General features: G+C 28.9%; 17 protein-coding genes. 5 read left to right on the top strand and 12 right to left on the bottom strand.

From position 1 onward, the window contains the following. Positions 1 to 29 precede the first annotated feature (29 nt). From A500_RS00355 to A500_RS00370, 4 genes are all read right to left on the bottom strand, one after another. Positions 30 to 2,576 (bottom strand): family 78 glycoside hydrolase catalytic domain, encoded by a 2,547-nt coding sequence (locus A500_RS00355; RefSeq protein ID WP_016205613.1) that lies wholly within the window; start codon positions 2,574 to 2,576, stop codon positions 30 to 32. A gap of 163 nt (positions 2,577 to 2,739) precedes the next feature. Next, positions 2,740 to 4,029: an MFS transporter gene (locus A500_RS00360; protein ID WP_016205614.1), complete on the bottom strand. Its 1,290-nt coding sequence runs from the start codon at positions 4,027 to 4,029 to the stop codon at positions 2,740 to 2,742. 405 nt (positions 4,030 to 4,434) lie between these two features. Next, positions 4,435 to 5,274, bottom strand: coding sequence for a DegV family protein (locus A500_RS00365; protein WP_016205615.1), 840 nt, complete (start codon positions 5,272 to 5,274; stop codon positions 4,435 to 4,437). 34 nt (positions 5,275 to 5,308) lie between these two features. After that, positions 5,309 to 6,646 (bottom strand): glycosyl hydrolase 53 family protein, encoded by a 1,338-nt coding sequence (locus A500_RS00370; protein WP_016205616.1) that lies wholly within the window; start codon positions 6,644 to 6,646, stop codon positions 5,309 to 5,311. Between the two features lie 246 nt (positions 6,647 to 6,892). Between A500_RS00370 and A500_RS00375 the strand changes: the two genes are divergently transcribed. Beyond that, positions 6,893 to 7,567 carry a response regulator transcription factor gene (locus A500_RS00375; protein ID WP_016205617.1) on the top strand — a complete coding sequence of 225 codons (675 nt, stop codon included), beginning with the start codon at positions 6,893 to 6,895 and terminating at the stop codon, positions 7,565 to 7,567. Beyond that, positions 7,560 to 8,621, top strand: a complete 1,062-nt coding sequence (locus A500_RS00380) for a HAMP domain-containing sensor histidine kinase (protein WP_016205618.1) — start codon at positions 7,560 to 7,562, stop codon at positions 8,619 to 8,621. The genes A500_RS00375 and A500_RS00380 overlap by 8 nt, the downstream gene beginning before the upstream one ends. 34 nt (positions 8,622 to 8,655) lie before the next feature. On the opposite strand, the gene A500_RS00385 is transcribed toward A500_RS00380, so the two are convergent. Beyond that, a complete protein-coding gene (locus A500_RS00385) occupies positions 8,656 to 9,663 on the bottom strand; it encodes a phosphotransferase family protein (RefSeq protein WP_016205619.1) in 1,008 nt (335 codons plus the stop codon). 41 nt (positions 9,664 to 9,704) lie between these two features. Then, positions 9,705 to 9,917, bottom strand: coding sequence for a hypothetical protein (locus A500_RS20220; protein WP_157453587.1), 213 nt, complete (start codon positions 9,915 to 9,917; stop codon positions 9,705 to 9,707). 110 nt (positions 9,918 to 10,027) lie between these two features. Between A500_RS20220 and A500_RS00390 the strand changes: the two genes are divergently transcribed. Beyond that, on the top strand, positions 10,028 to 11,275 hold the full coding sequence (locus A500_RS00390) for a helix-turn-helix domain-containing protein (protein WP_016205620.1): 1,248 nt from the start codon (positions 10,028 to 10,030) through the stop codon (positions 11,273 to 11,275). Positions 11,276 to 11,458: 183 nt separating this feature from the next. On the opposite strand, the gene xylB is transcribed toward A500_RS00390, so the two are convergent. The 5 genes from xylB to A500_RS00415 form a co-directional block, all read right to left on the bottom strand. Further along, positions 11,459 to 12,964, bottom strand: a complete 1,506-nt coding sequence (xylB, locus tag A500_RS00395; protein ID WP_016205621.1) for a xylulokinase — start codon at positions 12,962 to 12,964, stop codon at positions 11,459 to 11,461. Positions 12,965 to 13,028: 64 nt separating this feature from the next. Further along, positions 13,029 to 14,180, bottom strand: a complete 1,152-nt coding sequence (locus tag A500_RS00400) for an ROK family transcriptional regulator (protein WP_016205622.1) — start codon at positions 14,178 to 14,180, stop codon at positions 13,029 to 13,031. Positions 14,181 to 14,241: 61 nt separating this feature from the next. After that, on the bottom strand, positions 14,242 to 15,561 hold the full coding sequence (gene xylA, locus A500_RS00405) for a xylose isomerase (protein ID WP_016205623.1): 1,320 nt from the start codon (positions 15,559 to 15,561) through the stop codon (positions 14,242 to 14,244). Positions 15,562 to 15,834: 273 nt separating this feature from the next. Beyond that, on the bottom strand, positions 15,835 to 16,506 hold the full coding sequence (locus tag A500_RS00410; protein ID WP_016205624.1) for a hypothetical protein: 672 nt from the start codon (positions 16,504 to 16,506) through the stop codon (positions 15,835 to 15,837). A 14-nt stretch (positions 16,507 to 16,520) separates the two neighbouring features. Continuing rightward, entirely contained in the window at positions 16,521 to 16,805 is a 285-nt protein-coding gene (locus A500_RS00415) for a hypothetical protein (RefSeq protein ID WP_016205625.1), read from the bottom strand. A 232-nt stretch (positions 16,806 to 17,037) separates the two neighbouring features. Between A500_RS00415 and A500_RS00420 the strand changes: the two genes are divergently transcribed. Further along, entirely contained in the window at positions 17,038 to 17,355 is a 318-nt protein-coding gene (locus A500_RS00420) for a nucleotidyltransferase domain-containing protein (RefSeq protein WP_016205626.1), read from the top strand. Then, complete coding sequence (locus tag A500_RS00425; RefSeq protein ID WP_016205627.1) at positions 17,342 to 17,737, top strand: HI0074 family nucleotidyltransferase substrate-binding subunit; 396 nt, start codon at positions 17,342 to 17,344, stop codon at positions 17,735 to 17,737. Before A500_RS00420 ends, A500_RS00425 begins: the two co-directional genes overlap by 14 nt. 192 nt (positions 17,738 to 17,929) lie before the next feature. Here the strand turns inward: A500_RS00425 and A500_RS00430 are convergent, their stop codons facing one another. Then, positions 17,930 to 18,934, bottom strand: coding sequence for an Rpn family recombination-promoting nuclease/putative transposase (locus A500_RS00430; RefSeq protein ID WP_016205628.1), 1,005 nt, complete (start codon positions 18,932 to 18,934; stop codon positions 17,930 to 17,932). Between the last annotated feature and the right edge of the window lie 120 nt (positions 18,935 to 19,054).

Here is a 19,054-nt window from a genome sequence, read left to right on the forward strand (position 1 = left end):
CATCTTTAAGTTTTTAACCTATATGTTATTTAACAATTGCAGCTATAACTATATCTTCCACTCATTAATATATGATTTTCTCCATTAGGTAAAACAAGAGTACAACTTGTTGATACTGGAACCTCAATACTAATTGAGAACTTTTTACTTTCTATATTCCATTCAGATAAGACCAATCCATAAGGAGTTCTAACACTTCCTTTTGCCCAAGTAAGTTCGCCTCCTATAATTGGTTCAATCTTAAAAGTTTTATATCCTCCACTAGTAGGCTCTATCCCAGCGATACGTTTATATAGCCAATCACCAACTGCTCCATTAGCATAATGATTAAACGATACCATTCCCCCTGATGATTCTTCTTCAGACTTTCCCTCTTTAACTTCTCCAAGATTTACTGTGCCATCCGGCCTAAGTGCATCCCATCTTTCCCAAATTGTAGTTCCTCCAGCTTTAACCTCATAAAGCCAAGAGGGACAAGTATCTTGAAGTAACAAGTCATATGCAGCCTCCGTATATCCATTATCAGATAGTGCAAATAAAATATATGGAGTTCCTGTAAAACCTGTGGTAAGATGATTACCAGCTTCCTTAATAAGCCTGTCAAGATTCTTCGTCATGACCTTTCTTTCATCTCCTTCTACCATGTTAAAGTGAAGTGGGAGTACATAGGCTGTCTGAAACTCATTTTTCAGTGTTCCTTTTCCATCAGTAAATACCTTACGATATGCTTTAATAATTTTATCTCTTAGATTACGATAGTATTCAGCATCTTCTTTTTTCCCAAGTAATTCTGCAATCTGTGCGACAATTGCACAAGAATTTGCAAAATAAGCAGTACCAACCCATTTCCCTTTCTTCAGCCACTGTTTAGTAGTTTCTCCTGGGGCACACCAATCTCCAAAATGAAATGGGAAACGCCAAATATAACGACTATTAGGAGTGAATGATAGAAAAGCTGACCATCTCTTAGCTGCTTTAAGAAATTTTTTCATTGTATCATATTGTCTACTAAGAAACTGAATATCTCCTCTAGCAAGATATTCAGCCCAAGGGACAAGAATACAGCTATCTCCCCAGCAAGAATTTGCTAATGGTGGCCAATTATCTCCAGCTCTAGGAACAACCATTGGAATACCACCTCCAAAACCTTGCTCTGATTTTACATCAACTAACCATTTATCTAAAAATCTACTCATATCAAAATTATAACAAGCAGTTGAAGCAAAAACTGCAATATCACCAGTCCACCCTTGACGTTCATCTCGTTGTGGACAATCAGTTGGTATATCTACAAAATTAGATTTTCCTCCCCATCTGATATTACTATTAAGTTTATTTATAAGTTCATTTGAGCATTCAAAACTTCCTATTTCTTCAAAATCTGAATGTAAAACAAAAGCTTCAAGCTCTATATCTTTAGGATCTACTCCTTTTACACCTACATATCTAAATCCCATATATGTTAATCTTGGTGAATAAGTCTGCTCACCATTTATACAAATATAAGTTGCCGTAGCTTTTGCTGTTCTCAACGATTTTACAAACAGTTCTCCATCCGCAATAACTTCAGAATGCCTAAAAACAATCCTTTGAGAATTTCGCCCAAATATCTTTGCATTTATTACTCCAGCAAAATTCTGTCCAAAATCATATATAACTTCACCACTAGGTGCTATTGTGGAAGATATTGGTTTCATAATTCCCTGTGCTTTCACAGAATTTCCATATTGGGCAACAATGTTAGGATTCTTTGTAGTTTGAGTTACTGTTGCTTGTCTCCAAACAAGTTTATCCAAATCTACCCTAGCATCATAGGTTTCCCCATCATACCATTCTGCCATACGATAATTGCCATCTTCCGTTACTTTCCAATTATCATCAGTACCTATAACCTCACTAGTTCCATCTTCATATTCTATGTGTATTTCACAAAGAAGCGCTTGTCTGTCTGCATTAATCTTATTCTTTCTTACATAATTAAATGCTCCTACCGCCCATCCTCCTGCTACTATTGCAATTAAGAGATTAGATCTTTCAAGCATTGCTGTAATATCATATGTCTGATACTGTATCTGATGGTCATATGAGGTAAATCCCGGTGCAAAGTAATCTTCACCTACCTTTTCTCCATTTATCATTAACTCATAAATCCCTAAAGCAGTGGAAGTAATCCATGCTCTAGTAATTTTCTTTTTCACATCAAACTTATGACAAAAGGTCATTGGAACAGGTGATTCTTTATCTGGGAAATCATAACTCCCATCAGTAATCCACTTTCCTTTCCACGGCATACCCATTCTCCCAGTCATAAAAGATGTTATAGACTCCGCAAGTTCCCTACTTTTACCCTCTACTTTTATGTGTACATCATATTTAGTAAATGGTTTTAGATCTCCAGTATATATATTGTTAATTTGATTGGTGGTTTCATAAGTCCAGTTACCTACTGTTATGGTAGCTTTTTTTAATGCTTCTTCCTTTAAACTAGACTCAAGTCCGAACGATATATTAGGTTGTCTATCTGTAATACAGTTTTCGCTGAGATTTTCTACTTTTAAAGCAGATATTTTTAACATAGTTCCATCTCCCTACGCATTTTAATTTCTTCCTGTTTTTTTATAATATCTTTTTCAACGTTCAATGATAAAAGTAAAATAATCATAATAATACTAGTTATTGTTTCCAATCCGACAAAACTAAATGTTATAACATTTTTTACTGTTTCTGTTTGAACAGCTATCAAGCTTCCTGTTGGTCATAATAAGGTGAAACGTATCCAGCAAAGGATAAAATACCATTGAAAATCCCAATACAAATCCCACCAGCTGTAACAGCAATGGTATTATAAACTGACATAGCTATACCATCACAGCGAAAGCCTACTTTCCACTCTATGTGATCCAAAGTATCAGCAAACAATGCCATGATTACATATGCACATGGAAGTCCCCCAATATTTTTTATAAACTGACCTATTAAAACAATTATCATATTACTTGGGAAAATCCAGCAAATTATACTTCCGACTGCATATAATATAAATCCAGCAACTGTAAGATTTCTTTTACCAAATTTCTTTGCTAGTGGCCAAACTACAAAAACGCCTATTCCCATTGGTATTCCCCCAATGATAGAAAGCATACTTTGTGTTACCCCATCATTATAAGTTCCTAAAACATAGTTGCAATAATAAACAAGGCTAAGATTTTTCAAGTTTGATCCCATTATATAAATTAGAAAATATGCAAAAATAATTACCATATATTTATCTTTAAATATTACTTTAAGCTGCCTCTTATAAGAAATATTTTCTTGTTCTTTACCCACACTTTCTTCTGTTACACGTTCCTTAGTATAATAATATTCCAAGAGTGTTAAAGGTAATGCAATAAAAGAAATTACACTCATAATAGTTATCCAATTACCTTTATCTATACCAACCTTAGGCATAATAACTGTTGGAAATACAAGGGCAACAATTATACCACTCATCATAATTGTTGCAATCTGATTAAACACTGAAAGTTTTCCTCTTTGAGTAGTATCTCTAGTTGATAGCGGCGCCATCAAATTATGACTCATACTAAATATAGTAAATGCGAAAGAGTAAAAAAGATTATATGAAAAAATAATCCATATAACTTTTAGAGTTGTACTCATTTCTGGAACAGCAAATAAAAGTATTCCTGAAATTGTGATTACTGGAGCAGAAAATAATATCCAGGGTCTTGCCTTTCCTTGTTTTGTTCTTGTTCTATCGATTACATAACCCATAACTATATTTACTATTGCATTGATTACCTGAGAAACAATAGGAAAAATAACCAAAAATGCTCCTCCCCATATTGAAGTTAACCCTAAAACGTCTGTATAATACACATTTAAATAAGTTGCTAAAACCGCATTAAGTAATAAAGCTCCAGCAGGTCCAAGTAAATACCCAAGCCAGCGTTCTTTTCCTGTAGTATCTTGTGCGTTAACACGTGAGTTAAAAATCTTTTTACTTAAAATTCCTTTAAAAAATTCCATTATAAAATCTCCTATCTTATTTTAGATGAAAGTCTCTATTTTTATTAAAATTTAAATTATTTTTATAAATCCGTATTTTTGTTTTTATAATATTGAAACTTCTCTTATTAAAAACTACTTAAGCATACGATTACACATGTATTAAAATCTATTCCCCCTTATTCTACATTTAGTTTATAATTCTTTAATCCTTTATAAAATCTTATCTTCATACTAATCTATAGCACTGAATTTTTATTGTACTTTTTTTTATTTTTGTATTCATTATTGTTTTTAATTAAAAACTAAATTAATTTTTTAAATACTAAATAGTAATCTATTAAATTTTAAGGAGTGTGTCAAAATGATTAAATTTAAATCATTCTACGACACTCCTTTTATCTTTACTTTACTTTGATATAAATTTTATACTGGGTGAAAAACTAGTCCTATTAAACCTGGACCTGTATGAACCCCCAATGATGGACTTATCTCACTCATATATATTGAAGTTACATTATTATGTATCTTTATTTTCTCATATATTTCATTTGCCTTATCTTGCGCCATTCCATGCATAACTGCAACATTCATCTTAACATTATCAAGCGACGAAAAAAGTACTTCTAAAATACTTTTGATAGCCTTCACATTCCCCCTTGCTTTAGAGTAAATATAATATTTCCCCTCTTCATTTACAGATATGATAGGCTTTATATTCAGAACACTTCCTATAGAGGATGCAACAAGTCCTATCCTCCCACCTTTCTTTAAATACTCTAATGTATCTACAACATATAGTATCTTCATCTTAGACTTCAAATCATTTATTTTCTTAATTATGTCATCATAAGCTATATTATTCTTTATCATTTTAGCAGCTTCTATAACTAAAAAACCTAATCCCATTGAAAGAGTCTTTGAATCAACAACTTCAATATTAACTCCCTCTAATTCCTCTGCTAAAAGTTTAAACATATTATAGGTTCCACTTAATCCAGATGATATTGTAATTGCTAGAATATGCGTGTATCCTGAATTTTTCAATTCCTTAAATTTATTTAGGACATCATTAGGAGCAGGTAGCGAAGTTTTAGGAATTTCCTCCGATAATCTCCTATAAACTTCCATAGGCTTTATATCTAAGCCATCCTTATATTCACCAGATTTATATATTACTCTAAGAGGAATAACTTCAATATCATATTTCTTTAATAATTTATAATCTATATCACATGAACTGTCTGTAACTATTGCAATCTTCATTTAATGGCCTCCTTTGAATAATCCCAAAATTTATTTAATTTCTATTATCATCAAGTGATTTTAATAATATTTCTTTAGCTGTAGCACCCTCATTTGTATAATTAAACATAGACATACTATCCCATCCTCTATAATCAGGTGCCCAGTATCTTATTCCAGCTAATCCATGAGTCTTTCCCCACTCTATAACGTCCATATATATGGCAGATTGTCCTTCTTCATTATGTTCATAACCCTTTACTGTTTTTGACCATCCAGCATATGGTCCAGACACCTCTCCTGATGGATATGAAAATTCAGCAATGAATACTGGAAGATTGCATTTTTTATTAATTTCTGTGACCATCTTTTTGAACATAGTCATCTTATTAATATAAACACCTGGTGCACTTGGATAAAAACTAATTCCTGCAACATCTATAGGAAACCCATTTTCTTTTAAAGTATTGAAGTATGTTACTGCATTATGAACTGTTGCAACTACTGTAGCTATATGTGTTGAAAATTTAATATTACTAGAATCTATTCCCAATTCTTTATATGCCGCTTTTATCCCCTTTGCGATTGCTCCCATCTGCTGTCCATTGTACTTCCACACATTATCCTTAAGCCAATTAGTACCTAATATAGGCAATATATTTTTAATTCCACTAGATACTTTTTCTAATTTATTGTTTACTTCAGTTTTTAACCCCACACTTACCCCAGCAAATCCAAAGTTTGCTTCATTTCCTATATTCCAGTTTTCAACAGTCGCGCCGGTCTTTAAAATTTCCATACCTACAAATTTTCCATAAGTCTCAAGAATCGGGATCATTTCTTCCAATGTTAATTCTTCCCAGCTTTTTCTGTTCTGAAGGGCATATATTTCTGGATACTCTTCAAAATTAGGGGCTTGTTGCCTGTCCATATCCATGTAAGTGTACGCCAGCATAATCTCAGGATTAATTGGTATATCTAACTTAGCTGCTAATCTACTTAATTCAATACCTTGTTCTAAAGTATGAAAGTTAGCATTTGAATCCTCTTCGCCATTTACAATGTTATCATTAGTAGGGTATCTTTTAGTTGCTATTCTTGCATACATTTCTGTAGCACCAGATTTAATATACATTTTTTCTAATTCTTCACGATTAGATGCTATGAGATCTCCAGCCTCATAATTATAACTCTTATCAAATGCCTCTCCTGAGAAGGGACTTACAGAAAGTGCCACTCTAAAATCTTCATTATTCTCAGCAGGTTTATAATTTTTATCTTCTAAATAAATTGTTAAATTACCTAAAACAGTTCCTCCTATTATCACAATAAGTATTGCTATAGATAATAATATTTTTGTTTTTTTGTTTAAATTTCTTTTCGATAATTTCATATTTTCTATACTCCTGATCTATTTATTTTTGATTTTATTTTCTATGATATAAGTAGTGTTTTTTAATTTATTGTTAGCTATATTTGCAAATAGTTTGTAAATTCTTACTACAGGAGTTAGTATATCAACTAGTTTTAAACTTTTTATTAAGTCTCAATCATTATATAATTTTAAATTTAAAAATACTTAATATTATTATGATACTATTAAGTAAATAATAAATTTTATATATACTAGGAGGCTTTCATGATAAATATTTTAGTTGTTGAAGATGACTTAAAATTGCAACATTTATTTTGTACTATTCTTACAAAAAACAATTTTAATCCACTAGCTGCTTCTGATGGCACAGCAGCTTTAGAAGTACTTGAACATAACCATGTCAATTTGATTATTTCAGATATAATGATGCCAAATATGGATGGTTATGAATTTATACAATTAATAAGAGATGTTGACGCTTCCATTCCTATATTGATAATAACTGCTAAAGACACTTTCGAAGATAAGAAACAAGGTTTTTTAGTAGGTACAGATGATTATATGGTTAAACCAGTTGATCTTAATGAAATGATATTACGAATTCATGCCCTTTTAAGAAGGTCTAAGATAGTTTCAGAACATAAAATTGAATTTGGGAATACTTGTTTAACTTATGATGAATTATCTGTAACCTATAATAATGAGGCAACTATTTTACCTCAAAAAGAATTTTATGTGTTATATAAGTTAATGTCTTATCCTGATAAAACTTTTACCAGACAAAAGCTGATGGATGAAATATGGGGATTAGACAATGATTCAGAAGAGCGCACTGTAGATGTACATATCAATAGATTAAGAGAGAAGCTTAAAGATAACAAAGATTTCAAAATAGTAACAGTTCATGGGTTAGGGTATAAAGTGGTGAAAAATGAATAGATTTATGAGAATAAAAAAAACAACATTATGGCAATATTTTGTACTTTCAGTAATGGGAATACTTCTTCTAACTGCGGCCATTATCTATATAATAGTATTATTCTCAATAAATACTGATTTTTTTTCTAGACTAGAAATCAACTTGTCTTTTACCATAATTACTGTACTTTTTCTTAGTGTTATTATAGGAACAACTATCTCATCCTTGGTAGGTAAGAGATTATTGTTTCCTATAACAAAATTAAATTTGGCAGCAAAAGAAATAGCAAACGGTAATTTTGATGTTAAACTTCATTCAGACAGTCAAATTAAGGAAATAGATGATACTATTAAAAACTTTAATCAAATGGCTAATGATTTATCTAGTATTGAACTTATGAGAAATGACTTCATTATTAATATTTCCCATGAATTTAAAACTCCTATAGCTGCTATAGAAGGATATGCTGTTTTACTACAAGAAAAAAATCTTCCTGATGAAGAAAGATTACTGTATACTCAAATGATTCTTGATAGCGCAAGGCAATTTAGTATACTATCTTCAAACATCTTAAAGCTTTCAAAGCTTGAAAATCAGGATAAAATTACTAAATTTGCAACTTACCGTTTAGATGAGCAGATACGTAATGCTCTACTTTATTTAGAAAAAGCTTGGACAGATAAAGACATAAGTTTAGAACTAGAGCTTCCTAAAACTATGTTATATGCTGATGAAGACTTAATGATGCAAGTTTGGTTAAATCTACTCTCTAATTCTATAAAGTTTACACCTGCTAATGGGCTAATACGCATTAATATCGTAAATAAAGAAAATTTTATACAAGTACACATATCTGATACAGGGATAGGTATGAGTTCTGAAACACAAAAACATATTTTCGAAAAATTTTATCAAGGAGATAAATCTAGATCTATAGAAGGAAATGGATTAGGTCTTGCATTAGTTTATAAAATATTAATGCTTCATAATGGTAAAATAGAAGTGAAAAGTGAATTAAATAATGGTTCTGAATTCATAGTAACTATTCCTACAAATATAAAAAAATATATATGAATAAGAGGCAATTCAAAAACGAATTGCCTCTTATTCATATATTTTCTAATTCCTTTAGAGATCTTAAAATTATACTTTTCGCATATCTTTTTTGAAGTTGTCCATAAAAATAGTTATATCTATAAGTTTCTACAGCCATAATTGAAAATATATAAAGTTTATATAATAGTAACCGTATTTCATCTTCTTTTTTTAAGACCTTATCTATTTTCATTTCGGTTGTATAAGCATCCCAAAACTGCTCTTCCTTTTTAATATCTTTTATTAACTGAAAAGCTGGCGGGAAATCAGCTAATGGATCCCCCCAAAAAGCACGTTCGAAATCAATAATTGCTTCAATATCATAATTTTCTCCATTCTTTTTAAGAAACACATTTCCCGCCCATAAAGCATAATCTACTAAGCTAGATTCTTTTACTTCTTCTAAATAGACAGATTTTTCTTTTAATATACTATCCATTCTTTCATAGGGAAGTTTAACCCTTCTTTTCTCTCCATCTTTTAGTATCATAGAAAACATATTTATGAACGCTTCTTTCCATGAAGTAAATTGCAATTCTTCATTAGTAGTAAAGTACCCAAAATAATTGCCTTTTACTCTATGCAGCTGAGCAAAATAAGACGCTAACTTAATTTTAATTGCCTCAAAGTTATCTTTACTAATGTTTTTAAGAACCCTATTCATAGGCTTTCCTTCCACGGTTGTCATGAAAAAATAGTTGCTGTTTATATGATTTCTACTAAAATCGTATGCTAAAATATATGGAGCAGGAATATTAGTTTTTTCATGTACTATTCTATAAACTTCTATCTCTGTTTTCATAATATCTTTTTCATAGCTTAAAATTGGAGCACTTTCAGCTACTGAAACTTTTAAAACTATTTTATCTTTTTCTATAATTCTTTCAATACTATAAGCTGAATTAAACATACCACCTGACAGTTCTCTTATATTTCCGATTTTACATTCTTCACCAAAGTTAATTCTAACTAGTTTCTCAATTTCTTCATTAGATATAAGGTTTTTCGTTCTACTTTTCAATGTTTTACTCCTTTTTATTCGCTAAGAACTTTTTAATAATTTTAATTTCTTTTTTTATTCATATATGTACTTTTTTTGATTAAAAGATAATCTTGTAACATTAATGTTAATGTCAATATTACTAAACTAATTCTTGAATCATATATTTTAACAACTATAGTTGCAAATATATTAGCTATAAATATGACCCACATTATACTAATTAAAATCTTATTTACCTTATAGTTCCATTCTATAATTTTAAATGTTTTCACAAAATAATAATTGTATTATATATATTTTTTTGTATATATTTAATTAAATTTTCACTCATATGATATAATATTTATAGATATTACAAGTTATTAGATTTAGGAGGATTAAAATGATTTCTACTAAAACACTAGATGATATTAGATATGTTTGTAAAAGAATTTTTGGAATGCTCAAAATCCCTATATATTTCTTCGATAAAGACTATAATATATTATTTGAATACTCCTATGGTTATACATATAATCCTTTATATCAAGGTAATTTAGATATATTAAAAGAATTTCTTACTATTAATAACAAGATTTTTTTAAAATTAGGATCAACAAAATACTATGAAAACTATTTTTCTATTAAATTATGTACCTTTGATAACTTTGAGGGAACTTTATTAATTGGACCTACTATTTCCTCTGAGATTGACTCTAAATCTATTGACTCGCTTATTAGAGATTTTGACATTTTGGCTAAGGATAGAAAAAAGTTAATTGAATATTACGCCCATCTAATAATCATGGATTTTAACAGTTTTGCAGAATTAGCATTATTACTTTATAATTCAATTTACGATTATAAATTAGATGTACTTGATTTACTAGAAAAAAATCAGATGTTTATTAATATAGAATTTAGAGAAAATGACGATTTTAATCTACTTAACTCTAAAAACAAAAAAGAAATCACCACACATCATTCTCAACTATATGAAATACAACTACTGAATTGGATAAGAGAAGGAAATTTAGAAAAACTACAAGAATTCACTAAATCTGAAAATAATATCGATGGAAATAAGGGAGTTCACTCTAAGAATCCTTTAAGAAATGAAAAAAATATATTTATTAGCTTTACTTCATTAGTATCTCATGCTGCTATTGATGGTGGGTTGGATTGGGAATTAGCTCTAAATCTTAGTGATTTTTATATACAGACAGTAGAAGAATGTAATGTAATTGTAGATATATATAATTTATATGGAAAGATGTTTCTAGATTATGCTGAAAGAGTCCATAAAATTAAATTTAGTAACTATCCTATTTCTATAGTAAAATGTATCACCTATATAGATCAAAATTTATATAAAAAAATATCTTTGTCTCAAATAGCAGGTCATTTATCTGTAAACTCTAGTTATATATCTTATTTATTCAAAAAAGAAGTAGGTATATCAATTACTGAATACATTCAAAAAGAAAGAATAGAAGAAGCCAAAAAACTTATCCAAACTGGAGAAAAATCTTTTGCTGATATATATGTATCTCTTGGCTTCATTGATCAAAGCCATTTTACAAAAACTTTTAAAAAATTTGTTGGTATTAGCCCAAAGGATTATAGGTTATTATATTCATCTATAAATTAAGTGTTATAGACCTTAATAAATTTAAATGCCTTAGTGTATAAACTACTAGCCTATTAACCTAAAAGGACTTTCCTTACACTCATAGCTATAAACTAATATAAATCGTTATTAATTTCTCTTGCATTGCTATGAATCTTAACTACCATAAAGACCTAAGGCATTTTCAAACCTTAGGTCTTTATATTACTGAAGTTTACTTATTTCATCAAAGGATTTCTTGAGAGCTGGATATAACTTATTATATACATCATATATCTTATTGTATTTTGTTACATTTTGAGAAATCGGATTTATAGAATCTGTAATATTGATAAAACTCTTACATGCTTCATCTACACTTTTATACAGCCCACATCCTACTGCAGCAAGTATTGCAGCACCATATGCTGGACCTTCCTTAGAGCTTATAACTTGAACTTTTACTCCAAATATGTCAGCTAAAATTTGCCTCCAAAGTGGGCTCTTTGCTCCACCTCCACTTACTCTAATCGCTTCTACCGGAACATTAAGACTCTTAAGTATTTCAAGAGAATCTCTAAGACCAAAGCATACACCTTCAAGTACAGCTCTTGTCATGTCTTCTCTGCTAGTTGTAATATTTAATCCAAAGAATACTCCCTTTGCATTAGGATCACTATAAGGTGTTCTTTCTCCCATTAAATATGGCAAGAATACAAGTCCATTACTTCCTACAGGTGATTTGGAAGCACCTTCTAATAATAAATCAAAAGCATCGCCTTCTACTTTTAAATCTTTATTTATTTCTTCAACCCACCATTTTAAGCAAGATGCAGCTGAAAGCATAACTCCCATTTGATGCCATCTTCCATTTGCATGGCAGAAAGAGTGAAGTCTATTAAGTTCATCAACTTCATATTTATCACTGCTTGCAAAAACTACTCCTGATGTTCCAAGTGCAACTGATAAAATTCCACTTTCAACTATTTCTGTTCCTATAGCACCGGCAGCTTGATCTCCAGCACCACCTACTACTACAGTTTCTTCTGTAAGTCCAGTATATTCAGCTGCTTCTTTAGTAAGCTTTCCTGTAACTTCCCATGACTCATAAATTTCAGGAAGTACTTCTTCTTTTATATCAAGTATTTCAAGCATTTCCTTAGACCATTTTCTTTCTTTAACATCAAGCATTAGCATACCTGAAGCATCAGAAACATCTGTTGCAAATACTCCTGTTAACTTATATCTTATATAATCCTTTGGAAGCAGAACATGTGCTATATTATTAAATATTTCTTCTTCATGTTTTTTAACCCATAAAAGCTTTGGTGCAGTGAATCCTGTTAAAGCTTTGTTTCCTGTATATTGTGATATTTTATCTTGGCCAATTTCATTATTTAAATAATCACACTCTTCTTGTGTCCTTTGGTCACACCAAAGTATTGCAGGTCTTAATACATTTCCTTTTTTATCCAATATAACGAGACCATGCATTTGTCCACTAAATCCTATTCCTTTTACGGTTTCTCCACTTATATTTGAAGTTTTGACTAATTCTTTTATACCATCTCTTGTAGCATTCCACCAATCTTCAGGATCTTGCTCTGCTAAGCCAACCTTTGGATAGCTAACATCATAATCTTTAGCAATTGAACATACAACTTGACCTTCATCATTCATAATAACTATTTTAACCGATGATGTACCTAAATCTACTCCTATAAAATTCATTTTTAATCCCCCATTGAAAATTTCTTATTAAAAGAGTCTTCCTAATTTTTATTACTTATAAATTTTAAAAACCAAAACTATTTAAAATAGGCATAAGAGCTGCTCCAAGTATATTTGAATCATCTTGTAATCCTGAAAATAATATTTTTACATCGTCTTTTTTATAAAATTCATTACATTCAAAAATTTTACTTGAAAGTTTACTACTAAAAATATTTGAGTGCTTACTTATATCTCCTCCAATAACTATATAATCTGGATTGAATATAAATATTAAGTTTTCTATTCCTTCTACAAGATTTTCTATATATTCTTCAATTACATTACTTGCAGTATCTTCACCAGAAATAAATCTTTGAACTAATTCATCTATCTTTTTTACTTTATCCTTAGTATTTTCATTGTAATCTTTTATTAATGCACGGCTTGAAGCATAAGTTTCCCAGCAACCACTTCTTCCACAATTGCATTGCCTTCCATTTTTAGCAATGCACATATGTCCAATTTCCCCTGCTCTTCTATCCCTTCCCCTGTACATATCATTATTTAAAAGAATTCCTCCACCTATCCCTTCTGTAATTGAAACATAAATAAGATTTTTCAAATCCCTTGCTACACCAAGTCTAGATTCAGCTAAAGCACCTGAATTAGCTTCATTTTCTAGAAAAATAGGTAATTTAAAATAAGAATAAATTTCTTTAAAAGATATATTCTTTAGTCTAAAGTTTGTTGCAACTTCTAAAGTAAGCTCCTTTTCGTTAACTGTACCTGGAAGAGAAAAACCAATTCCTAATAATTTATTTTCTATATTAGTCATAGAATTAATTAAATCTTCTATTAATGATTTCATAATACTTAAGACTTCGCTTTCAGTAATAACATCTAATTCTTTGCTTTTATCTTCAATTATCTTGGAATCTAAATTAGTTAAAATAGCTCTTACATAATTTCTTCCAAGGTCAATTCCAATACTATATCTTGAATCAGGCAAAAACCTTATAATTACTGGCTTTCTGCCGCCTGTTGAAGTTGCCATTCCAGCTTCCTCTACTATTCCCTCTTCCTTAAGCTCTCCTACAATTGTTGTTACAGTAGGAACACTTATATCAAGTTTTCTTGATATATCCAGCTTAGTAAGTTCTCTTTCCTTAGAAAGTAATTTAATTATTCTCTTTTTATTGTTTATTTTTATATCACTATTATCTAAAACTATCATTTTATCACCACTTATAAATATAATGTAGAGACAATTACTGCCTCTACATTATTTTACATCATTATTCGTTAAATATATATTGATTTAATTTTGCTTCTAAAAGTTCTTGTCTTCCTGATTTATTTTTAATTAAACTATTAGTCAGCGCATATTTTTCTAGTGATTCAAAATCTGCTTTTCCTTCAAGGATATCCTTACCAATACCTTCTGTAAAACTCTTATATCTTTCAGCAACAGCAGCTTCAAATTCTCCTTCTTCAAGCATTTTGTATGCAATTCTTAAACCTTGAGCTAAAGTATCCATGCCAGCTATATATCCAAGAAATAAATCTTCTACTTCAAAAGAAGCTCTTCTAACTTTAGCATCAAAATTAAGTCCTCCTTGACCTATTCCTCCATTTTTAAGAACTTCGTACATAAGAAGTGTTGCATCATATATATTGGTTGGGAATTGGTCTGTATCCCATCCTAAATTTGGGTCTCCTTGATTTATATCAAGGCTTCCTAATACTCCATTAATTCTTGCTAATGCAACTTCATGTTGGAAAGTATGTCCTGCAAGTGTAGCATGGTTAGCTTCTATATTCATTTTGAAATATTTATCTAAACCATAATTTCTTAAAAAAGCTAATACTGTAGCTACGTCAAAGTCATATTGGTGCTTTGTTGGCTCTTTTGGTTTTGGCTCTATTAAGAATTGTCCTGTAAATCCAATTTTATGTGCATAATCAACTGCCATTTGTAAGAATCTAGCTAAGTTGTCTTGCTCTAATTTTAAATCAGTGTTAAGTAAAGTTTCGTAACCTTCTCTTCCACCCCAGAATACATAGTTTTCTCCACCAAGTTCTTTAGTAACTTCCATAGCCTTTTTAACTTGAGCTGCTGCATAAGCATATACATAAGCATTACAAGTAGTAGCAGCTCCATGTACATATCTTGGATTACCAAAAGCATTTGCTGTTCCCCAAAGAAGTTTCTTGTTATAAGTTTTCATTAATTCCTTACAATATGCAACTATTTCATCAAGGAAAGCATTAGTTTCTGCTAAATCTTTTCCTTCTGGAGCTATATCTCTATCATGGAAAGCAAAATAATCCATTCCAAGCTTGTCCATTAACTCGAAAGCTGCTTCCATTTTTGCCTTAGCTACCTTCATTTGATCTGTTTCATTGTCCCAAGGTTTTTGATAAGTTCCCACTCCAAATGGATCTGATCCATTAGCAGCTAAAGTATGCCAATAAGACATTGTAAACTTTAAATGTTCTCTCATAGTTTTTCCGCCTATAACCTCATCTAGATTATAGTACTTGAAAGCAAAGTCATTTTTAGAATTTTTTCCTTCATATTTTATATATGGTACATTTGCAAAGTATTCAACCATTTTACATCCTCCTAATTTTAGTCATTTTAAATAAAAATATATTATTTTGTGTTTTTTGATCTTCTTAAGGAAATTGTTTTCATATATTATATTTTTATTTTACTATGACTTAAATTCTTTTTTAAGATGTTTTTAAATGTACCTTAAAAAGTTTTTAATATATTTGAATCATATATTAATTATTACAGTTATAAAAAAGTTGATAATGAATTAAGCATAAAAGTAACCAGTAATTTTACTGGTTACTTTTATGCTTAATTTATCATTTTCCAGCTAATTTCCTTCATCAATTAAAATTTCATTTTTAAAAACTAAATATCTACCATCATCATAAATATATTTTTCTTTCACCATGCCTATATCATATTCTCTAATTATATTAATAGGATTTGTAGATTGAAAAAATTCTAATAAATCTTTATCTACTATATTAGGTATTTTATTATCCTTTGATAAGTTTAATAGATCATTATTTAGGCTTTCTATTTTATTCCTAGAATCAAGATGATATTCTGATGCAGGATCTACCTTTTTATAAAAATCTATAGCATTTTCTAATGTTATATAAGTAATATCTTTAGTTAATTCTTCCTCTGCCTTCTTATAATTATTTTCTGATTCAGATATAATAGTCATTTTATCTTTTAAGTTTTCTAATTCATTAGAAATAGCTTCAATTCCCTTATAATAATTTAAGTTTGTAAAAGCCTCACTTAATGATAAATCTTTATTCTCAAAGGATTTATAAATAGTGTTCATGTCTTCTAATATGCACTTATCTACATCTTCCTTATCTGAATTTGATAATTTAGAATATTGTTGTTCTGCTATAGCTTTATCTACAGAAAATTCGTTAAAAACTTTCTCTGCAGTAATATCCTTTGATGAACATCCAATTATAAAAAGTGCAATAGAAAAAACTAGGATTAACATACCTCTTTTCATTAATAAACTTCACCTCAATATGTGTGGCTTTCATACGTATAGCTATAATTTCTATAATAAATAGCATTACAATTTAAGCACTTCTTAACATTATAAACATCTACAAAGAAATATGTGCATCTTGAATGTTCTACACAACCATATACAGGTCCTGCTATCTTTTCTGTAGTAATAGTAATATTCATATTATTACAACACGTTACAGCTTTAGGTTCAATTTCCACTGCATTTACATTAGTTGTAATAACTAAGAAAAATAAGGATAAAATAGTAGCTAATTTAATTATAATTTTTTTCATTCCTTTCCCCCTTTAATCTTATATTATACATACCTTTTAAAATAATTATTTGTTAAACTGCCTATATAATACCATATAATGTAAATTTATACTATAGATCCTGTCATATTTTTAATTTTTAATTTTTTATAACTTTAATAAATTTATCCTATTATTTAATTCTAATTTAATAAAAGCATTTGTTTAATAAAATCCTATTTATGTATATAATATATTTATAAGAGGTGATTATTTGATTGAAAATATAGATTTTAATTTAGATAAGAATATTTTAAAGGAAATTATAGAAATATCTGAAAAGCATCCTAATATAAAAAGATTAGTTTTATTTGGCTCTAGGGCAAGAAAAGATAACTTAAGTAAAAGTGATATAGATTTGGCAATATATTTGGATGATAATTCTAGCAACTTACTTGATTTTATTTATGATATAGAAAATAATACTACTACCCTATTAGAATTTGATTTTTCAAACATGAATGAAATAAAAGATGAGTTATTTATAAAACAAGTTGAGCAGGAGGGAATTACAATTTATGAGAAGCATTGATTTTAAATATATGAACTTAAAAAAAGCTTATAGTAGATTAAAGGAAGTAAGTGATTTATACGATGGACATGATGATATTATTAGAGATAGTTTAATACAAAGATTTGAATTTACTTATGAACTTACTCATAAAACTTTAAAAGAATTTATGAAATACTTAGGAGTTACCCTAGAAAACTCATTTCCACGTACAATTTTTAAAAAAGCTTACGTAAATAACTTAATTTCAGATGATAAAGTTTTGATAAACCTACTAGAGGATAGAAGCTCTATAACACATATATATACTGAAGATATGTATAATGAACTAGCTAATAGAATAGTAAATCAATATGTAGAAGCAATTGGCGAATTGGTTAGTAATTTAGAAAAACTGTTATAAATACTTATAAAAGTTATCCACAAATTTGATTATAATTTCCTAAAGAATAAAAAAGTGGACATATGTAAATTTGCTTATGACCTAACTTCACTCCAAGTCAACGCAAACTTACATATATCCAATTCCAAATAACCAGTTAACTTTATGCAAAAATTTATGAATTAACTATAGGTATTTTTATTAAAAGCTATTCTAAAAATACTTTTTTAAGTCCTCAAGAGATTCAAGATCAAATATATCAGTTGCAATATTTTCTACTATGCTTTCAGGTAAAGTTTTAATTTTTTCTATATATTCTTCAGGTAATGATTTGAATTTTCTTGAAAGTTGCTTAATTAAAATCTCGGTCTTACCTTCTATTTTACCTTCTATTTTACCTTTTGCCTTACCTTCTTCTATTCCATCTTCTTTTAATTTTTCCAATCCTCTTGAAATATTTGAAGTCACATTCAAAACCTCCTCTTTATTAGAACTAAATATTTTTTCAATGTTATCTTTAAAATTATATTCTTCTGTATTTATATTAACTAACCAGTGTTTAAGTTGCATTTTTTCTTCGCCTGATAACTTATTAAATTGAATTATAATATCTTTAAGTCTATCATAAAATTCAATTCTATCTATATTTTGATCTAGTAAAAATATAGCTGAGGAAATATCTTGTTTATTATAAAGCTCTTCTTTATCATAACTATTAATATCAATAAACTCATATTTAAAATTCAGTATATTTTCTCCAAAAATTTTACTATTACTTATTACATCTTTTAACTCCTTGGAAGAAGTCCATTTCTTTTTACCATTATACAAAACAATTGGAACTATAGCGGGTAATCTAAAGCTCTTTCTTCTAAATTCATTAAGTTTAGTATTTTTTAATATTTCCCTCCAAATTTCTATCATATAAAGTAAAAGCCTTATTGGCATCCTAAAATCTACTGAACTTTGAAATTCTAATAAAACATAGAAAAACACATCGTTTCCATTAAAATTTGCTTTATATACTATATCCGATTCTTGTTCTTCATAATCAGATAATATATAAGATTTATTTATTAATGTTAGGTTATCCTTAGTTAATTGACTACCCCAAGTATTATTAACAAAATTTTGTATTAAGTTTAAAAAGGTTTCTTTGTTAGAAAATAGATCTTTATAGCTTTTATCGTGAATATTATTTTTGGTACTATCATTCATCTTACACCTCTATTTTATCATCTTCTATGGCTATTTAAAATACTTTAGCTATTATAATTATTGACACATATAAGAACAAACATTCTTGTATGTATAAAAAATTAGAAATATAAGTTTAAT

Origin of the sequence: Clostridium sartagoforme AAU1 (assembly GCF_000401215.1) — a bacterium.
Lineage (GTDB): Bacteria > Bacillota > Clostridia > Clostridiales > Clostridiaceae > Clostridium > Clostridium sartagoforme.

What these genes read in the sequence shown, in the direction of transcription:
- A500_RS00355 (WP_016205613.1), bottom strand. Translation starts at nt 2,576, where the DNA reads ATGTTAAAAATATCTGCTTTAAAAGTAGAAAATCTCAGCGAAAACTGT.
- A500_RS00360 (WP_016205614.1), bottom strand. Translation starts at nt 4,029, where the DNA reads ATGGAATTTTTTAAAGGAATTTTAAGTAAAAAGATTTTTAACTCACGT.
- A500_RS00365 (WP_016205615.1), bottom strand. Translation starts at nt 5,274, where the DNA reads ATGAAGATTGCAATAGTTACAGACAGTTCATGTGATATAGATTATAAA.
- A500_RS00370 (WP_016205616.1), bottom strand. Translation starts at nt 6,646, where the DNA reads ATGAAATTATCGAAAAGAAATTTAAACAAAAAAACAAAAATATTATTA.
- A500_RS00375 (WP_016205617.1), top strand. Translation starts at nt 6,893, where the DNA reads ATGATAAATATTTTAGTTGTTGAAGATGACTTAAAATTGCAACATTTA.
- A500_RS00380 (WP_016205618.1), top strand. Translation starts at nt 7,560, where the DNA reads ATGAATAGATTTATGAGAATAAAAAAAACAACATTATGGCAATATTTT.
- A500_RS00390 (WP_016205620.1), top strand. Translation starts at nt 10,028, where the DNA reads ATGATTTCTACTAAAACACTAGATGATATTAGATATGTTTGTAAAAGA.
- xylB (WP_016205621.1), bottom strand. Translation starts at nt 12,964, where the DNA reads ATGAATTTTATAGGAGTAGATTTAGGTACATCATCGGTTAAAATAGTT.
- A500_RS00400 (WP_016205622.1), bottom strand. Translation starts at nt 14,180, where the DNA reads ATGATAGTTTTAGATAATAGTGATATAAAAATAAACAATAAAAAGAGA.
- xylA (WP_016205623.1), bottom strand. Translation starts at nt 15,561, where the DNA reads ATGGTTGAATACTTTGCAAATGTACCATATATAAAATATGAAGGAAAA.
- A500_RS00410 (WP_016205624.1), bottom strand. Translation starts at nt 16,506, where the DNA reads ATGAAAAGAGGTATGTTAATCCTAGTTTTTTCTATTGCACTTTTTATA.
- A500_RS00415 (WP_016205625.1), bottom strand. Translation starts at nt 16,805, where the DNA reads ATGAAAAAAATTATAATTAAATTAGCTACTATTTTATCCTTATTTTTC.
- A500_RS00425 (WP_016205627.1), top strand. Translation starts at nt 17,342, where the DNA reads ATGAGAAGCATTGATTTTAAATATATGAACTTAAAAAAAGCTTATAGT.
- A500_RS00430 (WP_016205628.1), bottom strand. Translation starts at nt 18,934, where the DNA reads ATGAATGATAGTACCAAAAATAATATTCACGATAAAAGCTATAAAGAT.